This window comes from Deltaproteobacteria bacterium (assembly GCA_009692615.1).
GTDB lineage: Bacteria > Desulfobacterota > Binatia > UBA9968 > UBA9968 > DP-20.
Window position 1 is genome coordinate 14,339 of the sequence record SHYW01000007.1, and the last position, 25,737, is coordinate 40,075.

General features: G+C 57.1%; 28 protein-coding genes. 14 read left to right on the plus strand and 14 right to left on the minus strand.

Translation table 11 applies throughout. The annotated features are described in order from the left end of the window. The first annotated feature begins 18 nt into the window (after window positions 1-18). Window positions 19-1,059, plus strand: a complete 1,041-nt coding sequence (locus EXR70_02665; protein MSP37383.1) for an ABC transporter substrate-binding protein — start codon at window positions 19-21, stop codon at window positions 1,057-1,059. 113 nt (window positions 1,060-1,172) lie between these two features. Here the strand turns inward: EXR70_02665 and EXR70_02670 are convergent, their stop codons facing one another. Next, window positions 1,173-2,162: a cupin domain-containing protein gene (locus EXR70_02670; protein ID MSP37384.1), complete on the minus strand. Its 990-nt coding sequence runs from the start codon at window positions 2,160-2,162 to the stop codon at window positions 1,173-1,175. Between the two features lie 119 nt (window positions 2,163-2,281). Between EXR70_02670 and EXR70_02675 the strand changes: the two genes are divergently transcribed. Beyond that, the gene (locus tag EXR70_02675) at window positions 2,282-3,511 is read left to right on the plus strand and encodes an amidohydrolase (GenBank protein ID MSP37385.1); all 1,230 of its coding nucleotides are present in this window, start codon (window positions 2,282-2,284) and stop codon (window positions 3,509-3,511) included. Window positions 3,512-3,555: 44 nt separating this feature from the next. On the opposite strand, the gene EXR70_02680 is transcribed toward EXR70_02675, so the two are convergent. Further along, complete coding sequence (locus EXR70_02680; GenBank protein ID MSP37386.1) at window positions 3,556-4,785, minus strand: RtcB family protein; 1,230 nt, start codon at window positions 4,783-4,785, stop codon at window positions 3,556-3,558. Window positions 4,786-5,020: 235 nt separating this feature from the next. Between EXR70_02680 and EXR70_02685 the strand changes: the two genes are divergently transcribed. From EXR70_02685 to EXR70_02730, 10 genes are all read left to right on the plus strand, one after another. Then, window positions 5,021-6,037, plus strand: coding sequence for a Fic family protein (locus EXR70_02685; protein MSP37387.1), 1,017 nt, complete (start codon window positions 5,021-5,023; stop codon window positions 6,035-6,037). A gap of 131 nt (window positions 6,038-6,168) precedes the next feature. Then, window positions 6,169-6,969, plus strand: coding sequence for an ABC transporter ATP-binding protein (locus EXR70_02690; protein ID MSP37388.1), 801 nt, complete (start codon window positions 6,169-6,171; stop codon window positions 6,967-6,969). 12 nt (window positions 6,970-6,981) lie between these two features. Next, window positions 6,982-7,968 (plus strand): ABC transporter substrate-binding protein, encoded by a 987-nt coding sequence (locus EXR70_02695; GenBank protein ID MSP37389.1) that lies wholly within the window; start codon window positions 6,982-6,984, stop codon window positions 7,966-7,968. Between the two features lie 102 nt (window positions 7,969-8,070). Then, the gene (locus tag EXR70_02700; protein MSP37390.1) at window positions 8,071-8,817 is read left to right on the plus strand and encodes an ABC transporter permease subunit; all 747 of its coding nucleotides are present in this window, start codon (window positions 8,071-8,073) and stop codon (window positions 8,815-8,817) included. Between the two features lie 2 nt (window positions 8,818-8,819). Next, complete coding sequence (locus EXR70_02705) at window positions 8,820-9,635, plus strand: ABC transporter permease (GenBank protein ID MSP37391.1); 816 nt, start codon at window positions 8,820-8,822, stop codon at window positions 9,633-9,635. A 137-nt stretch (window positions 9,636-9,772) separates the two neighbouring features. Next, complete coding sequence (locus EXR70_02710; protein ID MSP37392.1) at window positions 9,773-9,964, plus strand: hypothetical protein; 192 nt, start codon at window positions 9,773-9,775, stop codon at window positions 9,962-9,964. Window positions 9,965-10,000: 36 nt separating this feature from the next. Further along, a complete protein-coding gene (locus EXR70_02715) occupies window positions 10,001-10,537 on the plus strand; it encodes an adenylate/guanylate cyclase domain-containing protein (protein MSP37393.1) in 537 nt (178 codons plus the stop codon). A gap of 56 nt (window positions 10,538-10,593) precedes the next feature. Continuing rightward, entirely contained in the window at window positions 10,594-11,694 is a 1,101-nt protein-coding gene (locus EXR70_02720; GenBank protein MSP37394.1) for a hypothetical protein, read from the plus strand. Between the two features lie 13 nt (window positions 11,695-11,707). Next, a complete protein-coding gene (locus EXR70_02725) occupies window positions 11,708-12,694 on the plus strand; it encodes an ABC transporter substrate-binding protein (GenBank protein MSP37395.1) in 987 nt (328 codons plus the stop codon). A gap of 242 nt (window positions 12,695-12,936) precedes the next feature. Then, on the plus strand, window positions 12,937-13,950 hold the full coding sequence (locus tag EXR70_02730) for an LLM class flavin-dependent oxidoreductase (protein MSP37396.1): 1,014 nt from the start codon (window positions 12,937-12,939) through the stop codon (window positions 13,948-13,950). 20 nt (window positions 13,951-13,970) lie between these two features. Here the strand turns inward: EXR70_02730 and EXR70_02735 are convergent, their stop codons facing one another. Then, complete coding sequence (locus EXR70_02735) at window positions 13,971-14,432, minus strand: septal ring lytic transglycosylase RlpA family protein (protein MSP37397.1); 462 nt, start codon at window positions 14,430-14,432, stop codon at window positions 13,971-13,973. Between the two features lie 166 nt (window positions 14,433-14,598). Here EXR70_02735 and EXR70_02740 point away from each other — a divergent pair, with 166 nt between their 5' ends. After that, entirely contained in the window at window positions 14,599-15,660 is a 1,062-nt protein-coding gene (locus tag EXR70_02740; protein ID MSP37398.1) for an extracellular solute-binding protein, read from the plus strand. Window positions 15,661-15,909: 249 nt separating this feature from the next. Further along, window positions 15,910-16,773, plus strand: coding sequence for a GGDEF domain-containing protein (locus EXR70_02745; GenBank protein MSP37399.1), 864 nt, complete (start codon window positions 15,910-15,912; stop codon window positions 16,771-16,773). Window positions 16,774-16,909: 136 nt separating this feature from the next. Here the strand turns inward: EXR70_02745 and EXR70_02750 are convergent, their stop codons facing one another. From EXR70_02750 to urtC, 11 genes are all read right to left on the minus strand, one after another. Continuing rightward, window positions 16,910-17,920 carry a transporter substrate-binding domain-containing protein gene (locus EXR70_02750; protein ID MSP37400.1) on the minus strand — a complete coding sequence of 337 codons (1,011 nt, stop codon included), beginning with the start codon at window positions 17,918-17,920 and terminating at the stop codon, window positions 16,910-16,912. Between the two features lie 97 nt (window positions 17,921-18,017). Then, window positions 18,018-18,632 (minus strand): urease accessory protein UreG, encoded by a 615-nt coding sequence (gene ureG, locus EXR70_02755; protein ID MSP37401.1) that lies wholly within the window; start codon window positions 18,630-18,632, stop codon window positions 18,018-18,020. Between the two features lie 13 nt (window positions 18,633-18,645). Then, window positions 18,646-19,335 (minus strand): urease accessory protein UreF, encoded by a 690-nt coding sequence (locus EXR70_02760; protein ID MSP37402.1) that lies wholly within the window; start codon window positions 19,333-19,335, stop codon window positions 18,646-18,648. Then, window positions 19,332-19,838: an urease accessory protein UreE gene (gene ureE / locus EXR70_02765; GenBank protein ID MSP37403.1), complete on the minus strand. Its 507-nt coding sequence runs from the start codon at window positions 19,836-19,838 to the stop codon at window positions 19,332-19,334. Before ureE ends, EXR70_02760 begins: the two co-directional genes overlap by 4 nt. Then, window positions 19,838-21,535 (minus strand): urease subunit alpha, encoded by a 1,698-nt coding sequence (ureC, locus tag EXR70_02770; protein MSP37404.1) that lies wholly within the window; start codon window positions 21,533-21,535, stop codon window positions 19,838-19,840. Before ureC ends, ureE begins: the two co-directional genes overlap by 1 nt. Next, window positions 21,532-21,840 carry an urease subunit beta gene (locus EXR70_02775; GenBank protein MSP37405.1) on the minus strand — a complete coding sequence of 103 codons (309 nt, stop codon included), beginning with the start codon at window positions 21,838-21,840 and terminating at the stop codon, window positions 21,532-21,534. The genes ureC and EXR70_02775 overlap by 4 nt, the downstream gene beginning before the upstream one ends. Window positions 21,841-21,964: 124 nt before the next feature. Continuing rightward, window positions 21,965-22,267 carry an urease subunit gamma gene (ureA, locus tag EXR70_02780; GenBank protein ID MSP37406.1) on the minus strand — a complete coding sequence of 101 codons (303 nt, stop codon included), beginning with the start codon at window positions 22,265-22,267 and terminating at the stop codon, window positions 21,965-21,967. A gap of 12 nt (window positions 22,268-22,279) precedes the next feature. Further along, window positions 22,280-23,119, minus strand: a complete 840-nt coding sequence (locus EXR70_02785) for an urease accessory protein (GenBank protein MSP37407.1) — start codon at window positions 23,117-23,119, stop codon at window positions 22,280-22,282. 7 nt (window positions 23,120-23,126) lie between these two features. After that, entirely contained in the window at window positions 23,127-23,816 is a 690-nt protein-coding gene (urtE, locus tag EXR70_02790) for an urea ABC transporter ATP-binding subunit UrtE (protein MSP37408.1), read from the minus strand. Window positions 23,817-23,818: 2 nt separating this feature from the next. Next, window positions 23,819-24,649, minus strand: a complete 831-nt coding sequence (gene urtD / locus EXR70_02795) for an urea ABC transporter ATP-binding protein UrtD (GenBank protein MSP37409.1) — start codon at window positions 24,647-24,649, stop codon at window positions 23,819-23,821. Beyond that, complete coding sequence (urtC, locus tag EXR70_02800; GenBank protein ID MSP37410.1) at window positions 24,646-25,737, minus strand: urea ABC transporter permease subunit UrtC; 1,092 nt, start codon at window positions 25,735-25,737, stop codon at window positions 24,646-24,648. The genes urtD and urtC overlap by 4 nt, the downstream gene beginning before the upstream one ends.

Genomic DNA, 25,737 nt, shown 5'->3' on the forward strand with positions numbered 1-25,737 from the left:
TTCGTGCCTTCGTGGTGAATGGTCTTTAACAACGCGCACAGTCAAAACAATCTAAAACGAGAAAGTCGCATGAATGGCAGATCATTCTTATCCCGCTGGGCACCCATGCTCATCATCGCCATCGCTTCAGCCGTCACACCGAGCCACGCGCAAGAACCCAGAGCCAAGATTCGCATCTCCAACTCAGCACTCAGCGTCACATCGTTGGCGCTATTGGCGGCGCGCGAGTGGAAACTGTTTCAGGAACGCGGTCTGGATGTCGAAATTATTCTCATGTCGCCGGCGATTACCGTGCCGGCGATGATTTCCGGCGAGATCGATTATTTTGCCGGCGTCGGACCGGGCGTGGTCAGCGCTAGTCTCGGCGGCTTGCCATTTCGCGCCGTCTGGGTTTCTTCCGATCGCGTTTCCTACTCGTTGGTCGCCCATCCGAAGTTCAAAACCTTACAGGATCTCAAAGGCAAAAAGATCGGCGTCATCGGCAGTTTGGGCGCGGCCAATCACGTCTCCTTGGTGATCGCCTTGGAAAAACTCGGCATCGCGCCGAAGGAATTCAACATCATGGCCTTACCGCCGCAAGAAATGCTCCGTTCGCTGGAAAGCGGCTTTCTCGACGCCGCCTCGCTCAATCCGCCGACGCTGTTCATGGCAACCAAGAAAAACTTTCCGATCATTCTCGACATCGGCTCCCTGGTTGAAATGCCCGGCGGCGGCCTGACAGTGCTCGCCAAAGATATCAAGAACAAATCCGATGAAGTGAAACGGGTGATCCGCGCCATGCAGGGGGCGAAAGAGATCATGCGCAAATCGAAAGAAAAAAGCGTCGAGCTGATGACGCGGATTCTAAAAATGGATCCAGAAACCGCCGCCAGCACCCATGAAGTATTTTTGAAAACCCTGAGCCCCGACGGCGTGCCGACCCGCGCCGGCATGGAAAATCTGGTGAAATCAATCCAAGCCCAAGGCCGCTTCGTCGACAAGAAGCCGGTCTTCGCCGAGTTAGCCGACGACCGCCTAGCGAAAGAAGTCGCAAAAGAAATGGGTTACAAAGTGCAGTAGCGCGATTGGCGGGTTTCAAACCCGCCCCTACCAATCGTATTCTTTTTTGTGAACTTTGCGTTCTTTGCGGCCAATCACTCGGGTTCCGAATCCTGGCGCGATAAATCGCGCCCTTATTCTGCTTCTTCGCGATACAGTCCCAGCGCCTCCGTCGACGGCCGGTCGCTGATCGAAAACAGGATCGCGTCTTCGTTGGTCGTGTTCTCGTGCGAGTGCCACTGCCAGGACGGCACGACGAAGATATCGCTCTGGCCCCAGTGGAACTCATTGGCTGACACTTTGGTCATGCCCTTGCCGCGGAAGGAATAGTACACCGTCGTGCTGGTATGGCGGTGCGACTTGGTTTTTTCCTTGGGGCGCAAGAGTTGAATCGAACAGGAACAAGTCGGCAGCGTATGGCCGCCGTCCAAGGGATTGGTATATTCAAGAATAATTCCGTCGTAGGGATCGCCGGCGCTGTCTTTTAGACCTTGCAGCGTCGCGTTGGTTTCCGTCCAAGGATAGCGATAGGGCGGCGCCTGAAAAGAATTCTTGATCCAGCTCGGCCGCGCGTGGGCGAACACCTTCGACGAATAACTCTCCGGTTTCTCCACCGGCTGCTGCTGGGCTTTGAAATTTTCTTGGATCATGGCGCCGAAGTGGGTCACTAGCCGCACATCCAAACCATCGAGCCACATCACCGGTTCGGTCGACTCGTTGAAGTGATCGTGCCAGGTCCAGTTGGGCGTCGTGATAAAGTCGCCCTCGAACATCTGGAAACGCTCGCCTTCGACGATGGTGTAAGCGTTGGGCGTGCCTTTGACGATGAAGCGGATCGCCGCCGCGGTGTGGCGGTGCGCCGCGGCGATTTCGCCGGGCTTCACCAATTGCACGGAGATATGCACCGTGTTGGTCATGCCCGTGGACAGACCTGGATTGCGCATCTGAATCGTTCTGCGCCCAGCTTCGCCCGTGGTGATCAGCTCGCCGGACCAGTTGAGCGCCTGCATGATTTCCTCGCCCTTCCATAAATGGGGCTTCACCGTCTGCGACCACTCCGAGTGTTCCCAATGGCCTTTGAGGTTTCGATCTTTCATCCACTGGCTGAGTTCTTGTAAATCCATGTTGTCCTCCTAAGAGAAGCTGGATATGAATGTTCCTTACAAACGACGCGCCAAGCTGTCAAGCCGTTGCCTGCGACCCTATTATCATATTATAAAAATTGCGAACCGGCTTCGCCGCCATGAAATCAAATCGTATCACCGTTACGTTCTTGCTGATCCTCGCGACGTTGTTCTTATCGGCCTGCCTGATCGACCGAATCGGCGGCGCGTTCTCAAAGCAACCGGAAGAACTTGAGCGCAGCGCATCGCCGGCGGCGCAAAAACTCATCGACCAAGCTTTTACCGACATCGACTCGAACAAACTCGTCGACTTCCACACCCACGTCATCGCCCTCGGCACGAGCGCGCGCGACGCTTTCGTCAATGCGAAAATGCAAAGCGGCTTCACTCTCGACCGGCTGAAATTTCTCATCTACACCAGCGCGGCGGATATCAAGAATATAGACAACGCCGATCGTGAATATATCGGCCGGCTGGCGCGCTTGGCCCGCGGCGCCAAGCGCCATGGCAAGTACCGCATCCTCGCCTTCGACAAACATTACAACGCCGACGGCACGGTCAATCTCGCCAAGACCAACTTCTATGTGCCCAACCAATACGTCGTCGACCTCGCCCGTCAGCATAGCGATATCTTCGAGCCGGTGATCTCGGTCCATCCGCACCGTTGGGATGCGCTAGTGGAATTGGAAAAATGGGTCAACGCCGGCGTCAAATATGTCAAATGGCTGCCCAACGCCATGGGCATCGACCCGGCGGACAAATCGGCGGAACCGTTCTATCGCAAGATGAAAGAGTACAACATGATCCTGCTGAGCCATGCCGGCGAAGAACAAGCGGTCGAAGCCGACGCGGATCAAGAACTCGGTAATCCGCTGCGCTTGCGCAAAGCGTTGGATATGGGCGTGCGCGTGATCGTCGCCCACGCCGCCAGTCTCGGCCGTTGCGCGGATCACGACAACGGCGGCAAGCAAACACAGTGCTTCGATTTATTTCTGCGCCTGATGGACGAGCCCAAGTATGTTGGACGGGTCTTCGGCGAAATCTCGGCGATGCTGCAATTCAATCGTATGCCTGGGCCGTTCACGACCTTGCTTAAACGCCAAGACCTGCACCCGCGCTTGGTCAACGGCAGCGACTATCCACTGCCGGCGATCAACGCGCTAATCCGAACGCGGTCACTGGCCAGCGACGGTTTCATCACCAAAGCCGAACGCACAGCACTCAATGAGATCTACGACTACAATCCGCTGCTCTTCGATTTCATCTTGAAACGCACCATCCGCCATCCGGAGACCAAACAAAAGCTAGCGCCGTCGGTGTTCATGGAAAACCCGGGACTGGAGAATTAGCAAACAGGGTTCTTACTGTTGCCTATTGCCTGCTGCCTTCCTCGTCATCCTTTCACGCACACTACTTGCCGCAGCGTGTGGACGATCTCGACCAAATCCTTCTGTGCGTTCATCACGTCGTCGATGGGCTTGTACGCCATCGGCGTTTCGTCGATCACGTCAGAATCTTTGCGGCACTCGATGCCGGCGGTGGCTTTGATATGATCTTCGAGACTGAAACGCCGCTTCGCTTCATTGCGCGACATCAAGCGGCCAGCGCCATGGCTGCACGAGTGAAAACTCTCGTCGTTGCCGAGGCCGCGGACGATGTACGAGCGCGCGCCCATGCTGCCCGGAATGATGCCCAGGTCGCCCTTGCCCGCGCGCACCGCGCCTTTGCGCGTGACAAAAACCGACTGGCCGTAATGCTCCTCGCGGGCGACGTAATTGTGGTGACAGTTGACCGCCGTCTCAGTCAAAGAAAACTGCGGCACTCCGCTTAACTGCGTCACCGCTTCGACCAACTGCTCCATCATCAGCTTACGATTGTACAGCGCGAACTCCTGCGCCCAGCTCACCGCTTCGACGTAGTCGTCAAAATGCTCGCCGCCCTCGGTGAAATAAGCGAGATCCCGATCCGGCAAATTTTTTATATACTGGCGCATATCTTTTCGCGCCAACTCGATGAAGAACGTGCCGATGCGGTTGCCGACGCCGCGCGAGCCGCTGTGCAGCATGAACCACACTTGCTCGCTCTCGTCCAAGCACACTTCGATGAAATGATTGCCCGTGCCCAGAGTGCCGAGATGATTGACGTCGTTGCCGCGATTGAGGTTGGGAAATTTATCGGTAATGGTTTTGTAGCCGCGCTCAAGTTGACGCCAGACGCCGATCTGCCGCTTGGGAATCTCACCCCACGCGCCGCGGTCGCCTTTGCGGCCATTTTCAGTACGCCCGTGCGGCACCGCCTTTTCGATCGCCGTGCGCACGGCGCGCAAATTGTCCGGCAACTGGCTCGCATTCAAAGTCGTCTGCACCGCCATCATGCCGCAGCCGATGTCGACGCCCACCGCCGCGGGAATGATCGCGCCCTTGGTCGGAATCACGCTCCCAACCGTCGCGCCAATCCCCCAATGCACATCCGGCATCGCCGCTACCCATTTGTAGATGAACGGCATTGAAGCGACATTACGCAGTTGCTTTTCTGCCACCGCTTCGACCGCAACGCCTTTGGTCCAGGCTTTGATGGGGACGCCGTTCTCGGCTTGGATTGTGTTGTAGTTGCTCGCGCTCATTCCCCGTTCTCCCTTTACGGTGAAGCACAGAATAACACCATACCTGCCACCGTCACATCTCGTGAAAACTCGCGCAGACATCACTAACATTCGGCTTTAATTCAGCGCGCGAAATCTAAGCATCTCCGTTAAACCAACTGGGGTAGGCAGAATGTAACCAGGCCGCAGGTAAACTACTTTGAGCGCCCTGCGGACCACTTGACCCATAACTTGACTTATACTTGACTCATAACTTATCCTGCCGGTTGTGAGCTACCAACCCCAATTCACCATCACACCGGGCTTGCTCGCTCGGGTTGAGCATATCGCGGCACTGCGGGAGAACATTTTGGCCACGGCGGTGCAGGTTCCGTGGATTCCGGCGCTGCAAAAGGATACACGGCTGCGCAACGCGCATAGTTCGACCGCCATCGAGGGCAATCCGTTAACGCTGGAGCAAGTACGCGCGGTCGAGGAAGGGCGCGAACTGGCGGGTGTCACGGACCGCGCGAAGCGGGAAGTGCTCAATTATTTCGCCGGCCTACGGTTCATCGAAAAGAACCTGAAGAAATCCCGGCTGACGCACGAAGACCTGTTCAAGCTGCACAAAATCATCGCCGCCGATGTCATGGATCAGGGCATGGCAGGATGCTACCGCACGATTGGCGTGCGCGTCGGTCGATTCGTGCCGCCGCCACCCAAAGACGTATCGGGACTGATGTTTGAACTCCTGGAGTGGTGGAACAAGGAAGCGGGCAAACACTCGTCAATCATATCTTCGGCTATTATCCATCACCGTTTTGAATCCATCCATCCATTTGCCGATGGCAACGGGCGGGTCGGACGGACACTGGGCCTGTGGGAACTGTTTCGACGCGGATTCGATACCCATCACATTTTTTCGGTGGACGAGTTTTATTGGGAAGACCGTCCGCGTTACTACGCTGAGCTCGATGCCGCACGCCAACATGACAGCGACCTGACGAGTTGGCTAGAATATGCCGCGGAAGGACTGCACGTGACCCTGGAAAAAGTTTGGACCCGTGTGCAACGCTTATCGGCGCAGTCAGGCCGCAAGAAATTAGTGCTGCGACCGAAGCAAGAGCAATTACTGCAAATGTTGCGTGACCAAAAGAGTATGACGCCACAGCAGATTTGGGACGGCATCGGAATGTCCAAGCAAGGCGCACTGGATTTGTTGCGCCCGTTGATAATGGCGGGCTTAGTAAAAAGAGTTGGCACAAAAAAGTCTGGGCGTTACATCCTAAAGTGAACGAATCGTGATCAAGCCAAGGGAGAAACCCAATAAATCAGCGCTTTTCGTCCCCTTCCATTTCTCCTTGACGCCCACCAACTTTGCGCCTATTTTAGGCCACCTTTTACTCGTGCGTTTGAAATAGTTAGATGTCTATCTTAAATCTCCGCAACGTCAACAAAGTCTTCGGCGAACCTAACAACGGGTCGGCACTGGTTCCCGCCGTCGACAATGTTTCTCTCGACGTCGACGCCGGCGAATTTTTCTCGATCATCGGGCCGTCGGGCTGCGGCAAGTCGACGCTGCTGCGAATCATCGGCGGCTTGCTTCCCGCCACTTCAGGAGATTTGACCGTCGGCACGGAGAAAGTCACCGGTCCGCATCCTTGGCTCGGCATGGTGTTTCAAGAAGAGTCGACGTTTCCTTGGCGCACGACGTTGGGCAACGTCGAGTTCGGTCTTGAGATGCGCGGGGTGGCTGTCGAAGAACGACGAGCAAAAGCTCGGGCTATGATTGGTCTCGTCGGCTTGTCGGGATTCGAAGAGCGCTATCCGTCAGAGCTGTCCGGCGGCATGAAACAGCGCGTCGCCATCGCCCGCGCGCTCGTGCTCGAACCGAAGATCCTATTGATGGACGAGCCCTTCGGCGCCCTCGACGAGCAGACGCGCATTATTCTCGGCGAAGAGCTGATGAAGATTCGCGATCAACTCAAGCAGACGATCATTTTAGTCACGCACAATATCAACGAATCCGTCCAGCTCTCTGACCGGGTCATGATCATGACCGCACGGCCGGGGCGCGTGAAAGAAATCGTCGCCATCGACTTGCCCCAGCCGCGCGACTCGTCGATCATCGCGTCGGACCGTTTCGGCAAACTGGTCGGCCAAGTCTGGGGCGCGCTCCGAGAAGAATCGATCAAGAGTTTTAAACAAACCGAACAAAGACAATAAGGAGATTCGTCAATGAAAAAGTATCTTGTGTCGGTCGTATGGGTCCTATGGGTCGTATCGCCCTTCGCTTCTTCAACCTGGGCTGCGGCCGCGCGCACCAAGATCATCGTCGTCGTCCCCCATCGCATCCTCTTCACCGTCGCCCTGCCGGTCTACATCGCTCAAGAGAAGGGTTATTACCGGGAAAATAATATCGACGTCGACGCCGTCTTCACCCGCGGCGGCGGCGAAAACGTCCAAGCGGTCGTCTCCGGCGACGCGCAAATTGGTCTTGGCACCGGTACCCTGGCGGTGATCAGCGCGTTCATCAAGAAGGCGCCGATCAAGATCGCCGCCGCCGAGATCACCGGCATGGACGCTTTCTGGTATGTCCAGGCCAACACGCCGATGCGCAAACTCGAAGACCTGGCCGGCAAGAAAGTCGCTTACAGCCGGCCCGGCGCGTCGAGCCACATGGCGGTCTTAGGTATCGCCGACCAAATCAAAGCGAAGGGTTTAAAACCGGCGGAACCGGTCTCCTTGGGCGGCATCCCGGAAGTCTATACAGCGCTACGGACCGGCCAGACCGACGCTGGATGGTCGGTGGCTCCGTTTCAATTGGATCGCGTCGAGAAGGGCGAGCTGCGCGTCGTCGTCAAGGGCGATGAGATCGTCGCCATGCGCGAACAGTCCGCCCGCGTCCATTTCACCAACAACGACTTCGCGGCGAAAAATCCCGACGCGGTGCGCGGTTTCTTCCGCGCCCAGCAGCGCGCCCTCGACTACATGTTCGCCAATAAAGAAGATACCGCGAAAATCTGGATCCGCCGCGCTGAAATGAAATATCCCGAGTCGGCCGTGCTCGCCACCTGGGACTACTACAACCGCGCCGCGATGAATCTGAAACCGATCCGCGGCCTACAAACGATCATCGACGACGGCATCAGAAACAAATTCCTGAACGCGCCGCTGACCCAGGCCGAACTCAACGCCCTAGTCGATCTGAGCTTCCTACCGTAGTAATGGACGGAACAGAATCAAAAGGATTAGCCGCAAAGAACGCAAAAGCGCAAAAAAATATTTTGCGAACTATGCGTTCTTTGCGGCCAACACATCCGAATCATGTCTGAAAGCACAAGACTTGCCGCCTGGCGATTGGGCATCATCTTCGGCGCACTGGTGATCGTCGAAGCCTCGGTGCGTTCCGGTTGGATCAGCACGTTTTTTCTCGCTGCGCCGACTCGCGCGGTCATCGTCCTGTGGCAGCAACTGCTACATGGTCACGCACTGGCGCTAACCGGCATCACGCTGTTCGAGATCGCCGCCTGCCTGACGATCTCGACAATTTTCGGCGTGCTCGCGGGTTTTCTCCTCTGGCGTCACAAACTCATCGGCACCAGCTACGAAATGCCGCTCGCCGCGTTATTCTCCTCGCCGATCATTCTCGCTTACCCGATCTTTCTCGTCACCTTCGGCCGCACCAGCGCGGCGGTGATCGCGCTGTCGTCGATCTTCGGCTTGATCCCGATCATCATCAACACCAAAGGCGCCTTTCAAAACGTCAACCCGATCCTGCTACAAGTCGGCGCCAGCATGAATCTCACCCGCCGGCAGCTGTTCCGCCACATCTTGCTCCCCGCCGTGGCGCCGACGATCTTTAGCGGCTTTCGCTTGGCGCTCACCTACATTTTGAAATCGGTGCTCGGTTTAGAATACGTCGCCCAGGTCGGCGGCGTCGGCATGTGGCTATCCGATGCGTCGTACAAATTCGAAGTCGAAGAAGTCTACGCCGGCCTATTCGGCACCATCGCTTTGTCGATTTTGTTTCTTTATCTGATCAACCGAGGCGAAAATTGGTTTCGTAAATAGTCATGGCAACCGCGCAATCCAATCGCTCACCTCTCGCCACGACATTCCACACGCCGTTGGCCGTGCAAATTCTCACGCTCCTCGGCGTCATCGCCGTCTGGGAAGTCATCGGCCGTACCGACTTGCTGTTTCCCGATCTTTTTCCTTCGATCATAGAAATTCTCCAATCGCTGTGGACCTACGTCACCACACCGGTGATGATCCCGCATATCAAAGCCAGCCTCTACGAAGTCGGCGGCGCCATCGCCATCGCCGCGCTCGCCGGCGTGCCACTGGGAATTTTGTGGGGCAGCAAACACAGTTGGCTGGAAATCGTCGAGCCACTGATTCTCTACGCCGCGGTGGTGCCCAAGATCGTCATCTTTCCGGTATTCATTTTGTTTCTCGGCATCGACGTGTATTCAAAACTCGCCGTCGGCGCCATCGCCGCGTTCTTTCCAATCTCGCTTTTGACCATCGCCGGCATGCGCGAGGTAAAAAAAGTCTACGTCGACGTCGCCCGCACCATCGGCGCCAGCCCGTGGCAGATAGCTAAAAATGTTTATCTCCCAGCCATCGCTGGCCAAGTCTTCACCGGCATCCGAATCGGCCTCGGCGCCGCCGTCACCGGCGCGCTGTTGGCGGAAACCAAAATCGCCAAAGCCGGCTTGGGCTTCATGATCGTCGAGTACTACGGCCAGTTCCGCATCGCCGACATGTACGCGCTGCTGCTGTTCATCTTCATCCTCGCATCGCTCGCCAATTGGGCGATGAAATCACTTTTCGGCTGGCTCTCGCCAATCTCCCGCCGCGGCGGCGACGCCGGAATGTACTTTTAGCCTTGCGCTCGCAACACCCCAAGTGAAAATCATCGTCACCGCCAAACGCACCAAGCCGTAGGGGCAAGGCATGCCTTGCCCTTCCGAACCCTTCGTGGTGTAAGATTCATTGCGCAGAAAAGTGAAACGCGACTGTCATGCGAAAATTACTCATCTGGCTGCGGAAAGTTTTAGGCACCACCCAACTGGCCCGGCTGTTCTACCGCCACTTGCCGTCGGCCAAACGCTGCAAAGAATGCATGGTGCCGTTCCTCGGTCTGTTCGCGCTGCCGTTTCGCTTGCTGCAGATCCGCCCGTCGCGCAAAAATCCTCATCTGTGCACGCTTTGATACGAGCTCGCTCCTCCGGGCGGGGAGACTAAAAACATCTCGGTGCTGTTCGTCGACGTGCGCGGCTTCACTTCACTCGTGGAACAAATGAATCCCGCCGATGTCGCTATTCGGTTGAACCGCTTTTATGACATCGCCACCCAGGCGATCTTTCGCCACGACGGCACGCTCGACAAATTGGTCGGCGATGAAGTGATGGCCTTTTTCGGCGCGCCGTTGAACTGGCAGGATCATCCCCAGCGCGCCGTACAAACCGCATTGGATATCATGCGCGAAGTCGCGGCGATGGCCGAGAAAGACCGGCTCCAAATCGGTATCGGTATCAACAGCGGCGAAGCTTTCGTCGGCAACGTCGGCGCCGAGGGCTTCACCGACTACACCGTGCTCGGCGACACCGTCAACGTCGCGGCGCGCTTGCAAGGCGCCGCCGCGCCCGGAGAGATTTTGCTATCCGAGGAAACTTACCGTCCCAGCGCCGATAAATTTCCCGCTGCGCGTCGGCGTGAACTCGATCTCAAAGGCAAAAGCGATAGGGTGATCGCCTGGGAAATCGTCGGTCGATCCAATGATTGACAGCCACGCATCGCCTCAACTAGAGTTGAGCGATCAAAACGAAATCGGAGTAGACCATGGCCAACACTAAGAAAAACATGATCGTCGACGCCGATGCCCACGTCGTCGAATGCGCCCGCACTTGGGACTTCATGGACAAGTCGGAGCAGCAGTATCGACCCCAAGCGCTGGAGGCGCGCGAAGAAGCCGGCGTGCGCCAGCAGTTTTGGCTCATCGACGGCAAAGTGCGCGGCTTTCGTTTCGCGGCTTTTTCCGAGGAAGAATTGGCCAAGCGCCAGCAACAAGTAGGCCGCAAATTCTCCGAGCCCCAAGCCTCCCGCGAACTCGGCAACGTCGATCTGCGCTTGGAATATATGGACGCCACCGGCGTCGACGTGCAGGTGCTGCACAATACGATTTTCATCGAGTCCTGCGCCGACCGTCCCGCCGCCGATGTCGCGCTGTGCAAAAGCTGGAACCGCTGGCTCGCCGACATTTGGAAACAAAGTAACGATCGCTTGCGCTGGTCGTGTATGCCGCCGCTGCTGAGCATGAGCGACGCTTTGGATCAAATCCGCTGGTCCAAAGAGAATGGCGCCGTCGCCGTCTGCTTGCGTCCGGTGGAAGGCAATCGTCTGCTCGCCGATCCCTATTTTTATCCGCTCTATGACGAAGCGCAGAAACTCGATATGGCGATCGCCATTCACATCGCCAACGGCAGCCCGTGGTTAAACGATCTCTACAATCATCCGACCCGCATCGCCGCCACTTTGCACCGTTTCCGCGTACCCACCGTGGCCTCGTTCAACGACATTCTGCTGAGTGAAATCCATGAGCAGTTTCCCAAGCTGCGCTTCGGCTTCATCGAAGCCAGCGCCCAGTGGGTGCCGTGGGTAATGCACGAAGCCAAGAACCGTTTCAAAACCATGGGCCGCAAAATGCCTGACAACTTGCTCAAAGAGTACGGCATGTTCGTCACCTGCGAAAACTCCGATGACATCCCTTACATCGTGCGCGAAGCGGGGGAGGACAGTCTGGTCATCGGCACCGACTACGGTCACACCGATATCTCCAGCGATGTTGACGCGATTAAAATTTTTCGCCAGCGCGACGACCTGACGGCGGAGGTCAAGCAGAAAATTTTGAGCGACAACTCCCGCGCGCTTTACGCTTTGTGATCACGATCCGACGGTGAAATTGAAAACGATGCGCCACATCGTTTTTTGCCTGTTACTCCTGATCTGCTTCGCTGCGCCGGACAATTGCACCGCACAACCGGCAGCTAAGAAAGTCCGCCTCGGCATCCAGTCAAGCAACATCGGCTTTCTGCCCTTTCACCTCGCCTATCATAAGGGCTTTTTCCGTGAGCAGGGCATCGATCTCGAAACCATTTTCATGGCGACCCAGGCGGTCAACGCGGCGTTCGTGCGCGGCGACATCGATTACAGCGCCGCTATTAACGGCGTGATTCAGGGCGTCCTGCGCGGCAACCCGGCGAAGATTCTCGCCTGCGCCATCGATCGGCCGTTGATCTCGCTGATCGCCCGCAAAGACATCCGCGGCCCGCAAGATCTCAAGGGTAAAAAAATCGGCGGCAGCACACCCGGCGGCACCGCGAGCTTGATGGCCGACACGGCGCTCAAGCATCTCGGCTTTCAAGCCGGACGCGACGTGACCGTCGTGCCGCTGCGCGACAACCGCCTCGCCGCGCTGGAATCCGGCGTCGTCGACGCCGCCTTGCTCGGCGTGCCGGACAATATTATCGCCGTCGACCGCGGTTATAACGAGCTGTTGTTCGTCGGCGACATCGTTAATTTTCCCCAGAACGCCATCGGCGCTTCGGCCAAGAAGATTCAAGAAAACCCCGACGAAGTTTACGCCATGGTGCGGGGCGCCCTGCGCGCGCTGATTTTCGTGTTGGAACCGCGTAACCGCGACGAAGTGATCAACATTATCGTCAAGCAATGGAAGCTCGCCGACAAACGCGTCGCCACGGAAATGCTGCGCCAATTCAATCGCGGCATGGCCCGCGACCTGATGGCCAAACCCGAAGGCATGCAGCTGATGATCGACTTAGTCAGAGAAGATTCCAAAGTCAGCCAACCGTTTACGATTCCCCAAGTCGTCGATTACAGTTTTCTCGAAAAAGCCCGCCGCGATCTGGGCGCGAGCCGGTGACGCGGTCAAAGAGAAATCCCAATTCACCGCGAAGTCACGAAGGGCACGGCAAAAAGGGCAAGGCACGCCTTGCCCCTACAAGTCCTAAATCCTTTTTGCGTTCTTTGCGTTCTTTGCGGTTAATACTCCGATGCCCGTTCTTCTCCTCTGTGATCTCTGTGGCCTCTGTGGGGAAATCTCGTCGCAGCTTTGCCGCTCCTAGCGGATTATGTTACAGCCATAACCACTGACAGGAGCGAGCCGTGCACTTTTATATCAATATTCTCACGACCTATTTCCCCGACATAGATCCGCCCTACGATGTTTACTACCAACAGATTCTCGAACAGATCGAACTCGCCGAAGAGCTCGGCTGGGAATGTTTCATGTTCAACGAACATCACTTTCTCGGCTACGGCGGCCTGGTGGCTAATCCCGCGGTGCTTTTGGCGACCGCGGCGGCGCGCACGAAAACAATTCGTTTAGGCCCATGCATCGCGATCCTGCCGCTGCGCCATCCGCTCAATACCGCCGAAGACTACGCCATGGTCGATGCGATTTCCGGCGGCCGCTTGGATTTCGGCGTCGGCTCGGGGAATACTGAAATGGATTACCGTGTCTTTGGCGTCAGCCGCGACAACGACCGCGAGCGCGCGGCGGAAGCGCTGGAAGTGATTTTAAAAGTTTGGTCCAACCAACGCGCCAGTCATCAAGGCAAGTTTTGGCAATTCGAAGAACTGTCGCTCTTTCCGCGTCCCGTGCAACAACCCCACCCACCGATCTGGGTCGCCGGCACTTCGGCGGCGGGTTTAGGTTGGGCCGGTCATCAGGGTTATCACATCATGACCGTCGGCCATCCCCATCCGCCGGAAAGAGTCGCTCCGGGAGTCGCAGCGTGGAAACAAGGACTGATCGAAGCCGGCATCGATCCCAAAGAACGCCATTGCCAGTTTCACGTGCGCACCCATGTCAACGAAAGCGCGGCGCGCGCCAGGGAGATCGGCATGGCAGCGGTCGCCCGCTATGACGAAATCTCGCGCATCGGCCGCCGTTCATTGACCGCCGCGCCGGCGCAATACGATTGGGAAATGATGCTGGCGACTGGAAGAAATAACTACGGCACACCGGAGCAAGTCATTGAGGGCGTACATAACGCCGCCAAGCACTACTATTTCGATACGCTGACAACGACTTTCAATTACGGCGGCATCCCGCATAGCGAGATTTTAAAATCCATGTGCCTGTTCGCAAAAGAAGTGATGCCGGCGCTGCGTTAAAGGCGAGCGCAACGCGAGAATTATTTTTCCAGGTTCGCAGCTTCGCTAGGCGCGACGACTTCGAGTTTCACCTGGGCCATGCCGGAACCAAAAAAGCCTAGCTCCCGCGCCGCTTTCGGCGTGACATCGATGACGCGGCTTTTTTGCACTGGACCGCGGTCGTTGACGCGCACGATCACGCTGCGTTGGTTGCGTAGATTGATCACCCGCACCAAGGTGCCGAAGGGCAGCGTGCGGTGCGCCGCGGTGAGCGCATTTTGATTGAAAGTTTCGCCGTTGGCCGTGCGCCGGCCGTGAAAGGCCGAATGATAGTAGCTCGCCAAACCAGCGGCCGCCGGCTTCACGGGCGCAAGCGGCACACTCGGCTCGTCGACCGGCGGTAGCGTCGGTTCCTCGTCGCTCACTTCTTGCGCATGAACGACTTGAGAAACTACCAGTGTCACAGTCAGCAGTAAGAAAATGACCCTTTGGATGAACCCCATTGGGCCATTCTAGTCCATCGCTAAAGCGCTCGGCTAGAGCTACAGCGTAAAAAATCGCTCAACGAACGGATTTTCGCGAGCATGCTTGACGCGGCGAATACATGGGCTATGCTGCGCGGCAATACGCTAAGAATCGCCTAAAGAAATTAACCCGATAGGAGTAACCATGAACGTTCGCATCTATTCGCCGCGCAGGCGCGCAGTCCTTACCACCGCCGCGCTGATTCTAGCTCTAGTCAGCGTCATTATTTCAACCGCCAGCGCCCGCGCCGCCAGCGCGCTGGCCAAGAGCGAATCGCTCGCCGAGATTTATGAAAGAGCCAAGAAGGAAGGCCAGCTGACGATCTACGCGGCGCTGTCGGCCAATTCCATCGACGTCATTTTCGCCGCCTTCAGAAAAAGATTTCCCGGCGTCACCATCGACCACATCGATCTCACCGGCGACAAACTGATCGCGCGCATCGTCACCGAAGCGCGCGGCGGCCGCGTGCTCGCCGACGTGTTCGGCTCGGCGTTGCCTTACACCATGCAGATCACGGAGCAGAAAATGCTCGAGCCTTTGGCGATCCCCGAGATGGCCGCCTATCCGGCGTCGTTGAAGAGCGATTTCTGGTTCGCCACCGACACGCAATTTTTTATCACCGGCTGGAATACCAATTTAGTCAAGAAAGGCGACGAGCCGAAGAATTTCGAAGACCTCGCCAATCCCAAGTGGAAAGATAAACTGATGGGCGAGTCGCGCGACTTCCAGCTGCTCGTCGGCCTCGCCAAGGGCAAATATAAAAATGACGACAAGGCGCTCGACTTGATCAAGCGCATCGCTTTGAACCAACCGGAGTTCCATCGCGGCCATTCGCAGTTGGCGGAATTTTTAGTCGCCGGCCAGAGCGCGGTGTGCTTCACCTGCTACGCGCACCACTTTCCGCCGCGGGTGAAAAAAGGCGCGCCCGTGCAAGCGTTGCTGAGCGAAGGCGTCGGTGAGATCGGCGGCAGCGTCGGCATCTTGAAAGGCGCGCCCCATCCTGCGGCGGCGCTGCTTTGGGCCCGCTGGGTGGCCAGCGAAGAAGGTCAGCGCGTCTATGCGCAAGCCGGCGAGACGCCCGCCCATCCCAAGGTCGAACCGGTCGAAAAAATACGCCCGGCGAGCGCCTACATGCTTTCCCAAGACGACGTCAAAGAATTTCCCAGGTACGAAAAACTTTGGAAAGAAGTATTTCAAATCCGCTAGTCCACTCTGCGGCAGCGCCGGTTGCTACATCGGCAATGCGGCGCTGCCCATGAAATTTTTCCTTCGGTATCTTTTTCCACTCCGCCACCAGCGTGAGCGCGTCGGGTAAATTACGGCTCGACGCGTTAGTGATAGTATTGGCGGCTCTCTGACAGCCGCAGGAAATAAACGAAACCCGATTTGCGTTGACGGCGATGCACCGATCACTTAGAATTTATTCAAGACCGCGGTTAATATAGGAGTATTGGTATGATGAAGTTACTTACGCCCCCTCTATCGGCTCGGCACAAAGGCATTGTCGGCCTGTTCGCGTTGGTGTGCGCCAATTTCTTGGCATACTGCGAACTGGTTTTGAGCGACGGGCTCAACTTTTCCTATCTCTATTTGCTACCGGTTTTTCTCGCCAGCTGGTTCGCTTCCCGTGCCATGGGCATCACCGTGGGAATTTGGGCCTCGGCGGTTTGGTTCGCCGGCGAAATGATCCTCGCGCGAAACTACGCCAACGCTTCGACTCCCATGTGGAATTTGCTGACCCGAGCCGGCGCCTTCGTCGCCTCAGCCGCGATCCTGGCGCAACTCCGCGCCAAATTCGAAGAAATGTCGAAACTGGCGGCGCGCGATTTTCTTACCGGACTACCCAACGGCAACGCATTTTACGAATTGGCGGCCAGCGAAATGAACCAGGCATCGAGCACTGAACCGCTGACCTTGGCCACGATCTTGGTCACTGGCGTGCAGATGGTCAACTATCGCTTCGGCTATTCGGCCGGCGATCGAGTGCTGTGCACCATCGCCAAGACGATCCAACAGCAAGCGCCACGGCCCGATCTAGTCGGCCGCATGGGCGGCACTTCGTTCTCAGTACTGTTACCCAACACGACCTCGGAAAATGCCCATGCGATTCTCCAGAAGATACACGAAGCGCTCGACGTCCAACGCCATCAATTTGCCGGTCCCGTAACTTTCTGCTTCAGCGCCATCGCGTGTGCCGAGTCAACCAAGACGCTCGCCGAGCTGCTCTACCAAGCCGACAACCAGATGGAGAGCATAAAAGTCGCCGGCAAGGACCACATTCAAATATCCCCGGTTGAAGATATGCCGGCGTTGAACTAAACGGAGCGAAGTGAAGAATGCGCCCGACAAATTTCGAACTTTTATTGCGAATTGTCCGGCAAATGTTCCCGTCTTCAATTGACGGGGATAAAGTAATCTTTGCGGTTCGGCGTCGGCGTCGAATATTTCCAAAATTTCATTTATAGAGCGCGTTGATAAAACCGCTCTTGTCCAACTCCTGCAAAATGCTGTCATCGTAAAAGCGCTTGGGGTCTTGGCCCTTGGCTCGAGGATTCACTTGTCCTAGTTCATCGAGCACGGCGCGAAACGCCTCCGGGGTTGGATACGGCACCCGCTTCAAATATTTGGTCGAAGCAACTTCGTAGGTTTCCGAGAGCATTTCTTTATCGGTGCTGCGAAAGTATTTGCCCATCACTTCCAGCGCAAAAGGCTTGTCCCGTTTGACCCGCGCGATCGCTTCGACCACCGCCTTGACGTAATTCACCGCCACCTCTTTGCGCTGGGTCACGAAACTGCGGCGCGCGGTGATTCCTGACGCCGCATAGGGCATGCCCAACGACGCAATGTCGAGCATCTCGCGAAACCCTTCGCGCCGCGCTTGCACCAGCGTCGGATAGGAAAGTATCGCCGCTTGAATCCTTCCGCTGCGTAGCGCGCCCACCGCCGATGCCACCGCGCCGACTTGGATCAAACTCACGTCCTTGACCGGTTCCATGCCATAGTGCTGGATGACGATCCGCGCCGCGGTATCGATCGACGTGCCGAAGCGGCTGATGCCGATCGCCTTGCCGCGCAAGTCTTCCGGTTTTTGAATCGTCGAATTGACCACCAAGCTGGTGAGCAAACGATCGTGAGTGATGCCCAATGAGATCACGTCCGAGCCTCCGATGTTGGCGCTCGCCGTCGTGCTGCCGGCGATGGCGATGAATTCGATTTCGCCGGCGATGGTCGCCGCCATGCCTTCGTTACCGCTGGGAAACGCCACTTGATCGATGTCGAGGCCGTATTTTTTGAAATAGCCGCCTTCCTTCGCCACCCAAAACGGCGTCATGTTGCCGGAAAGCGACGCATAGCCCGATCGCAGCCGCCGTTCTTGGGCGGACAATGAAGTCGCAAGCAAAAGAAAAAGTAGCGCGATAACGCTAGTCGACTTGCGGATTGATCGACGGCAAGAAAACCATTTCATAACGTCCTCCAAGCGAAAAACTGGGTAGTCGCAATTAGCTTACCGAGTTTTACGCTAAAGCAGGCCGGAGAGACAACTGCCGCAGCCTGAATGACAGCTAGGAATTGCCGCGCAATTGTTTAGTGAGCCAATCGACGATGGCGGCGACGCCGGTACCGTCCTTGAGATTGGAAAATAAGAAGGGTCGCGCGCCGCGCATTTTTTTGGCGTCGCGCTCCATCACGGTGAGATCGGCGCCGACGTAGGGGGCGAGATCGATTTTGTTGATCACCAATAAATCCGACTTGGTAATTCCCGGACCGCCTTTGCGTGGGATCTTGTCGCCGGCGCCGACATCGATGACGTAGATCATCAGATCGGCTAGCTCCGGACTGAAGCTCGCGGCGAGATTGTCGCCGCCCGATTCGATAAATATCAACTCAAGGCCGGCGAAGCGGCGATTGAGCCGCGCCACCGCTTCGAGATTGATCGAAGCATCCTCACGGATCGCCGTGTGCGGACAGCCGCCGGTCTCGACACCGATGATGCGTTCCGGCGCCAACGCTTGATTGCGCACCAGAAACTGCGCGTCTTCCTCAGTGTAAATATCGTTGGTCACCACGGCGAGATTATATTTCTCGCGTAGCGCGCGGCAAAACGTTAGCGTGAGAGCAGTTTTGCCGGAGCCAACCGGCCCACCGATTCCCACACATAAAGGCTGCGCGTCACTCATGTACCACCGACAGCTAGGAACGAAATAAGCGAGAATATTGAGTTTCATGCTGGCTCGACAACAGCGCCAGCCCCGGTACGAAGCTACCGAGATCGTCGTCATCTAACAAAGCAATGCGATCGGCAATCGCGTCGAGCCGAGCGCCGACCGCGAGCAGCATCCGTTGGCCGTCGGTCTGGCCGAGCGGCACAGCTTTCACCGCGGCCATTACTTGGTTTTCCAACCACGACCAGAGATAGGCCACCAACGCCGATTGCGATGAAATCTGCCACTGCGCCACCGCGCAACCAAACGCGGTCGGATAGGCAATTTCTTCCAAGCGTGCCAGCTGCGCCCGCGTGTCGTCACTCATGCCAGTTAATTCAGTCAGCAATTTTCTCAAGGAAAAACCCATCTGCAAAGTCTCCGCCCTGAGCTCGGAAGTTTCCCGGCTGGCGAGAAACAGCGCGTTCCATTTCTCCACCGCTGAGTAATTCGGTACTTCCCACGCGGCGATCGAGCGCAACAGCACCGGGGCTTCCATGGGCGCGATGGAATATTCGAGCATGTCACCAATCCACCTTGCCGCGGTCGATGCATCGCGAATTATTTTTATCTCAACCGCCGCTTCCAAACCCTGCGAATAGCTATAAGCCCCCACCGGCAACGCCGGGCTGGCGAGCTGCAACAAGCGCACGAGACTAATGTCTTTATCAACTTTCATCCGTCGGAACGCTCCGACGTGCCGAATTCATGAATCCGTCCTGAGTGATTTTCGCTCGGTTCATCATGAAAATGAGCACTGCCATAAGCACCCGACTCGGGCTCGAAGGGCGCATCGATGTTCGTCAGCGTGGCGCCGAGACCACGCAGCATATTTTCTAACACATGATTTTCGCCGAGACGGAGGAATCCGTCGCCCACCTGCACCGGCACGTGACGATTGCCAAGGTGATAGGCCACCCGCGTGAGGTCGCAAACCGTTTTACATTCGACATGAACAACACGCTCAACCATCGCAATAACTTCAATGACGCGGCCGTCCGCAGCCAACAGTCTATCGCCGCCGCGCAAGTTCGCGCCGCGCCCGAGCTTCACTGCCACTTCTTCGCCGGACACCAGCGCGGCAAAGAGCCAGCGCTTCTGGCGCAAATCGAAAGGCAAGCGCAGTTGACCCTGCACTTCGCCTTGCGCACCTGAAGGTAATTTCGCGGTGATCTCAATCATCAGAATAAAAAGTAGCGCTGCGCCAATGGCAACACTTGGGCCGGCGCGCAGATCAGCAGCTCACCATCGGCGCGCACTTGATAGGTCTCGGGATCGACGTCGATCTTGGGCTGATAGTTGTTGTGCACCATGTCTTTCTTTCTCAGCTTGCGGGTATTTTTCACCGCCTCCAACGGCCGCGACAGCTTTAATTTTTGCAGCGCGCCATTTCTCAAGCTCGCTTTTGAGACGAAGGTCACCGAAGTATTTAACGCCTTGCCGAAGGCGCCGAACATCGGCCGGTAATGCACCGGTTGCGGCGTCGGGATCGAGGCGTTGGCATCGCCCATGGCCGCCGCTGCAATCATACCGCCTTTGATGATCAGCTCGGGCTTGGCGCCGAAGAACGCCGGCTTCCACAAAACCAGATCGGCGAGCTTGCCCTCTTCCACCGAGCCGACGAGATGCGCGATGCCATGGGTCAGGGCCGGATTGATCGTGTACTTGGCGATGTAACGCTTGACCCGATTGTTGTCATGCTGCACCGGATCGCCGCGCAGCGCGCCGCGCTGGTTTTTCATTTTGTGCGCCGTCTGCCAGGTGCGAATGATCACTTCGCCGACGCGCCCCATCGCTTGCGAATCGGAGGACATCATCGAGAAGGCGCCGAGGTCGTGCAGAATATCTTCCGCCGCGATGGTTTCTTTGCGAATGCGCGACTCGGCGAACGCCACGTCCTCGGCGATGCTCGGATCGAGATGATGGCAGACCATGAGCATGTCGAGATGTTCGGCGATGGTGTTGACCGTGTAGGGCCGGGTCGGATTGGTTGACGACGGCAAGACATTAGGCTCGCCACAGACTTTTATGATATCCGGCGCGTGGCCGCCGCCCGCGCCTTCAGTATGAAAGGTATGAATCGTCCGGCCTTTAAACGCCTGCACCGTCGCTTCGACGAAACCGGATTCGTTCAACGTGTCGGTGTGAATCGCCACCTGCACATCCATCTTGTCGGCGACCGACAAACAATTGTCGATGGCCGCCGGCGTCGTGCCCCAATCCTCGTGCAGTTTTAATCCGATGGCGCCGGCGTTGACCTGCTCGACCAGCGGCGCAGGCAAACTCGCGTTGCCTTTACCGAAAAAACCGAGATTCATCGGAAACGCTTCCGCCGCCGCGAGCATGGAGTGAATATGCCATGGCCCCGGCGTACACGTCGTCGCGAAAGTCCCGGTCGCCGGACCGGTGCCGCCGCCAAGCATGGTCGTCACGCCCGACATCAACGCTTCGTCGATCTGCTGCGGGCAGATGAAATGAATATGCGAATCGATGCCGCCGGCGGTGACAATCTTGCCTTCGCCGGCGATCGCTTCGGTGGCCGCGCCGATGGGAATCGTCACGCCCGGCTGAATATCTGGGTTGCCGGCCTTGCCGATCTTCCAGATGCGGCCGTTCTTGATGCCGATGTCGGCTTTGACAATTCCCCAGTGATCGATGATCAAGGCGTTGGTGATCACCGTATCCGCGACTTTGGCCGCGCCGAGTTGGCTTTGCCCCATGCCGTCGCGAATCACTTTGCCGCCGCCGAACTTCACCTCTTCGCCGTAGACGGTGAAATCTTTTTCTACTTCGACCCACAAATCGGTATCGGCGAGCCGTACGCGATCGCCCACCGTCGGCCCGAACATCTCCGCGTAGGCATGGCGGGCTATTTTCATTTCAGCGCTCCCATCACTTTGCCGTTGAAGCCGTAAATTTTTCGTCCGCCGGCCATCGCCACCAACTCCACCGTCCGTGTCTGCCCCGGCTCAAAGCGTAACGCCGTGCCGGCGGCGATGTTCAAACGAAAACCCAGAGTTTTCTTTCTCTCGAACTTGAGCGCTTCGTTGGTTTCAAAAAAATGATAGTGCGAACCGACTTGAATCGGCCGATCGCCGCTGTTGGTGACTTCGAGCATCAAAGTCTGGCGCCCTTTGTTGAGCTCGATGTCGCCGTCGACAATTTTCATTTCACCAGGAATCATCTCACTCTCCTCTACACTCGAATCCTCTAATACCCTCTCCCTCTGGGAGAGGGCAAGGGTGAGGGCTCTGCACGAATGGGCCCTCACCTCGATCCTGTCCCAGAGGGAGAGGAGGTAAGAATGACTAAACAATCGGCTGATGCACCGTCACCAACTTCGTGCCATCGGGAAAAGTCGCTTCGACTTGAATCTCCGGAATCATCTCCGCGACGCCTTCCATCACGTCGTCGCGGCTTAATAACGTCGCGCCCCAGCCCATTAAATCAGAAACGCTGCGGCCATCGCGCGCCCCTTCCATGATCGCCGCGCTGATAAACGCCACCGCTTCGGGATAGTTGAGCTTCACGCCGCGGGCTTTGCGCCGCTCGGCGAGGAGCGCGGCGGTAAATATTAGCAGTTTATCTTTTTCTCTCGGGGTTAGTTCCATGGGGATCTCCGATTAAGTCCGCCAAATGCGCGGATCGATGGCTTCGCGGCCGACAACTACGAGACGCAAAATATGCCACAACTGAATGAAATAATTTTTCGCCGCCTCGCTCGATGCTCCCAAATATCGCCCAACTATTAAACCCGGCAACAACGTCGCCGCGCCTGCGCCATTTATCGGCCGTAATGCGCGACAAGCGTTTAGCGCGGTAGAATCCAATTTAGCTGAGGCGACAAGCAAAGTACCAACAACCGTGCGATCCGCCATGACCACCGCCGAACGCAACGCCGCACCGCCGCCTTCAAGCCGGCCATTTTCAAACCATAGCGGCCGGCCGTCCCGTTCGATCAACGTGCGTGCGCGCAAATTGCCGCGAGAAAATTTTTCTCCCGACCCGCTGCGTCCCAAACAGCAGATTTCCCAACCGATAAAACTGCTGTCGCCGGCTAGCCTCACCGCCGTGCGCATCTCGGCATGAGCCTGGTTAAAAATAATATTTTCCTGCGGCAACCATTCGAGGCAGGCGCCAGGGCTGATGTCGAATTGCAGGGATTGGCGCGCCAGCTCGCCAGCCGAACGGTACCATTTACCGGCACCCGGGGTGGTTAACAACGCATGAGCTGTTACGTCCAGCCGCGCGCTCAAGCGCAGATCATCGCCGCCGGCAATGCCACCCGGCGGATGAACAACGATCGAATGACAAACCCCATCGCCTTCCGGATAGAGCGATTTTTGGACTACCAGTGGACCGTCGTGACGGCGCGCCGCCAATACCGTGCGCGCACCACGCCGCTGGTAGTCGAGGGCCAATTCGGCGCGCCAACCGATTTCGTTTTCGTAAACTGCCAACATGGACGGATCATACCGCAAGTCGGCCGCGCACGTCATCCTTATCCATGTCGACGCCCAAGCCGCGCTGCACGATCACGCCGCGCTGCATGACGAAATATTGATCGGCCAGCGAGCGCGCGAAGTCATAATACTGTTCGACCAGTAGGATCGCCATATCGCCGCGCTTTGCCAAGCTTTGAATCACCCGCTCGATATCCTTGATGATCGAAGGCTGAATCCCTTCGGTGGGCTCGTCGAGAATCAGTAATTTTGGTTTGGTCAGCAGCGCCCGGCCGATGGCCAGTTGCTGCTGCTGGCCGCCGGAAAGATCGCCGCCGCGCCGCTGCCGCATGGTATGCAGCACCGGAAACATTTCGTAAATCTCCGGCGCGATTTTCTGAATTTTCTGTCCGGCCAGCCCGGTGAGCAAGTTTTCCTCCACCGTTAGGCGCGGAAAAATGTCTCGCCCCTGGGGCACGTAGGCCATGCCGCGCCGGGCTCGTACATAAGGCGCCGCCCACGTCACATCTTGGCCGGCGAACTCAATCTTGCCGGAACGAACCCCTTCCAAACCCATCAACGTTTTCAACAGCGTGCTTTTGCCCACGCCATTGCGCCCAAGCACCGCCGTGCAACTTCCCGCGGCGATTTCAAAAGAGATGTCGTTCAGCGTGTGGCTGCCGCCATAGTAATGATTTAAATTTTCCACCCGCAGCATGGTCAGCGTCCCAGATAAACTTCGATCACCCGCTCGTCGTTCTGCACCGTTTCCATGGAACCCTCGGCGAGCACGCTGCCTTCGTGCAGTACGGTCACCTTGCGCTTGAGCGAGGCGACAAAGTCCATGTCATGCTCGACGACGATCAGCGAATGCTCCCCTTCCAGCGATAAAAATAATTCCGCCGTGCGCTCGGTTTCTTCATCGCTCATGCCGGCGGCGGGTTCGTCGAGCAAGAGAATTTTCGGCGCCTGCATCAGCAGCATGCCGATTTCCAGCCACTGCTTTTGACCGTGCGACAAAAGCCCGGCGGGTTCGTCCATCCGGTCCGAAAGATTAATTCGTTTGAGCATTTCATGAATGCGGTCTTGCTGCTCCGAGCTACGCCGGTGCCACAGCGTGCTCCACACGCCCTTCGGCCCGTCCATGGCGAGATCGAGATTTTCAAATACGCTGTGATTCTCGAACACCGATGGTTTTTGAAATTTTCTGCCGATGCCGAGGCGAGCGATTTCATATTCGGTGCGCTGGGTGAGATCGATGGTCTGGCCGAGAAAAATGCTGCCGCTGTCGATGGCGGTTTTGCCGGTGATGACATCCATCATGGTGGTTTTGCCGGCGCCGTTGGGACCGATGACGCAACGTAGCTCGCCGGCGTCGATGGCGAGGGACAGCTCGTTGAGGGCGCGGAAGCCGTCGAAGCTCACCGTCACGCTGTCGAGGTAGAGGACCACGCCATGGGAAACATCGATCCGATCGGCAGCGACCAGATGACTCATGCCGCTGGCCACCGCGCCGCCGTCAAGCGCGGAATTGACAACTTCCGTGCTCATCGCGCCGAACTCCTGCGCCAGCCCATCACGCCTTGCGGGAGAAACAGCGTCACGACAACAAACAGCGCGCCGAGAAAATAAAGCCAGAGTTCCGGCCAAGCGACGGTAAAATAACTCTTGGCGCCGTTGACGACGGCGGCGCCGACCAACGCGCCGACCAGCGTGCCGCGCCCGCCCACTGCCACCCAGATAGCGATTTCGATGGAATTCGCCGGCGACATTTCGCTCGGATTGATGATGCCCACTTGGAGCACGTAGAGCGCGCCGGCGATGCCGCACAACACCGCCGATAAAGTCCAGACGAACAACTTGTAATCCCGCGTGTTGTAGCCGGAAAACATCGTGCGTGATTCGGCGTCGCGAATCGCCGTCAGCACCCGGCCGAATTTCGACGTGACGATGTAGCGGCACAGCAGCAAGCTTATTATTAGCAAAATCCCGGTGATCATGAATACGCTCACCCGCGTGACTGGACGGGCCAGGGAGAAACCGAGAATCCGTTTGAAATCGGTAAAGCCGTTGTTGCCGCCGAAGCCGGTGTCGTTGCGAAAGAACAGCAACATGAACGCGAAGGTCAGCGCTTGAGTGATAATCGAAAAGTAAACGCCTTTAATGCGCGAGCGAAACGCGAACCAACCGAAGATAAACGCCATCAACGCCGGCACCAGAATAATTTTTACTAGCGCCAGCCAAAAATATTCACTGCCGGCCCAATACCAGGGGAATTCCTTCCAGTCGAGGAACACCATATAATCAGGTAAAAAACTGCGGTACTGCCCTTCGTTGCCGATCTCGCGCATCAGATACATGCCCATGGAATAACCGCCCAGGGCGAAGAACAATCCATGGCCAAGAGACAAAATTCCCGCGAAACCCCAGATCATATCGAGCGCCAACGCCACCATCGCGTAGCACATGATCTTGCCGATCAGGAGCACGTAATAATCGGAAACATGCTGCGCGCTGGTCGGCGGCACAACCAAGCGCAGTAATGGAATTGCCATTAGAATAATCGTCCCAAACGCCGCCAGCCAAAGCCAAGCGCGCCGGTCGTAAAGTCTTGCCACAGCGGAAACGAAGCCGATCAT

What these genes read in the sequence shown, in the direction of transcription:
- EXR70_02665 (MSP37383.1), top strand. Translation starts at nt 19, where the DNA reads ATGGTCTTTAACAACGCGCACAGTCAAAACAATCTAAAACGAGAAAGT.
- EXR70_02670 (MSP37384.1), bottom strand. Translation starts at nt 2,162, where the DNA reads ATGGATTTACAAGAACTCAGCCAGTGGATGAAAGATCGAAACCTCAAA.
- EXR70_02675 (MSP37385.1), top strand. Translation starts at nt 2,282, where the DNA reads ATGAAATCAAATCGTATCACCGTTACGTTCTTGCTGATCCTCGCGACG.
- EXR70_02680 (MSP37386.1), bottom strand. Translation starts at nt 4,785, where the DNA reads ATGAGCGCGAGCAACTACAACACAATCCAAGCCGAGAACGGCGTCCCC.
- EXR70_02690 (MSP37388.1), top strand. Translation starts at nt 6,169, where the DNA reads ATGTCTATCTTAAATCTCCGCAACGTCAACAAAGTCTTCGGCGAACCT.
- EXR70_02695 (MSP37389.1), top strand. Translation starts at nt 6,982, where the DNA reads ATGAAAAAGTATCTTGTGTCGGTCGTATGGGTCCTATGGGTCGTATCG.
- EXR70_02700 (MSP37390.1), top strand. Translation starts at nt 8,071, where the DNA reads ATGTCTGAAAGCACAAGACTTGCCGCCTGGCGATTGGGCATCATCTTC.
- EXR70_02705 (MSP37391.1), top strand. Translation starts at nt 8,820, where the DNA reads ATGGCAACCGCGCAATCCAATCGCTCACCTCTCGCCACGACATTCCAC.
- EXR70_02710 (MSP37392.1), top strand. Translation starts at nt 9,773, where the DNA reads ATGCGAAAATTACTCATCTGGCTGCGGAAAGTTTTAGGCACCACCCAA.
- EXR70_02720 (MSP37394.1), top strand. Translation starts at nt 10,594, where the DNA reads ATGGCCAACACTAAGAAAAACATGATCGTCGACGCCGATGCCCACGTC.
- EXR70_02735 (MSP37397.1), bottom strand. Translation starts at nt 14,432, where the DNA reads ATGGGGTTCATCCAAAGGGTCATTTTCTTACTGCTGACTGTGACACTG.
- EXR70_02740 (MSP37398.1), top strand. Translation starts at nt 14,599, where the DNA reads ATGAACGTTCGCATCTATTCGCCGCGCAGGCGCGCAGTCCTTACCACC.
- EXR70_02745 (MSP37399.1), top strand. Translation starts at nt 15,910, where the DNA reads ATGATGAAGTTACTTACGCCCCCTCTATCGGCTCGGCACAAAGGCATT.
- EXR70_02750 (MSP37400.1), bottom strand. Translation starts at nt 17,920, where the DNA reads ATGAAATGGTTTTCTTGCCGTCGATCAATCCGCAAGTCGACTAGCGTT.
- ureG (MSP37401.1), bottom strand. Translation starts at nt 18,632, where the DNA reads ATGAGTGACGCGCAGCCTTTATGTGTGGGAATCGGTGGGCCGGTTGGC.
- EXR70_02760 (MSP37402.1), bottom strand. Translation starts at nt 19,335, where the DNA reads ATGAAAGTTGATAAAGACATTAGTCTCGTGCGCTTGTTGCAGCTCGCC.
- ureE (MSP37403.1), bottom strand. Translation starts at nt 19,838, where the DNA reads ATGATTGAGATCACCGCGAAATTACCTTCAGGTGCGCAAGGCGAAGTG.
- ureC (MSP37404.1), bottom strand. Translation starts at nt 21,535, where the DNA reads ATGAAAATAGCCCGCCATGCCTACGCGGAGATGTTCGGGCCGACGGTG.
- EXR70_02775 (MSP37405.1), bottom strand. Translation starts at nt 21,840, where the DNA reads ATGATTCCTGGTGAAATGAAAATTGTCGACGGCGACATCGAGCTCAAC.
- ureA (MSP37406.1), bottom strand. Translation starts at nt 22,267, where the DNA reads ATGGAACTAACCCCGAGAGAAAAAGATAAACTGCTAATATTTACCGCC.
- EXR70_02785 (MSP37407.1), bottom strand. Translation starts at nt 23,119, where the DNA reads ATGTTGGCAGTTTACGAAAACGAAATCGGTTGGCGCGCCGAATTGGCC.
- urtE (MSP37408.1), bottom strand. Translation starts at nt 23,816, where the DNA reads ATGCTGCGGGTGGAAAATTTAAATCATTACTATGGCGGCAGCCACACG.
- urtD (MSP37409.1), bottom strand. Translation starts at nt 24,649, where the DNA reads ATGAGCACGGAAGTTGTCAATTCCGCGCTTGACGGCGGCGCGGTGGCC.
- urtC (MSP37410.1), bottom strand. Translation starts at nt 25,737, where the DNA reads ATGATCGGCTTCGTTTCCGCTGTGGCAAGACTTTACGACCGGCGCGCT.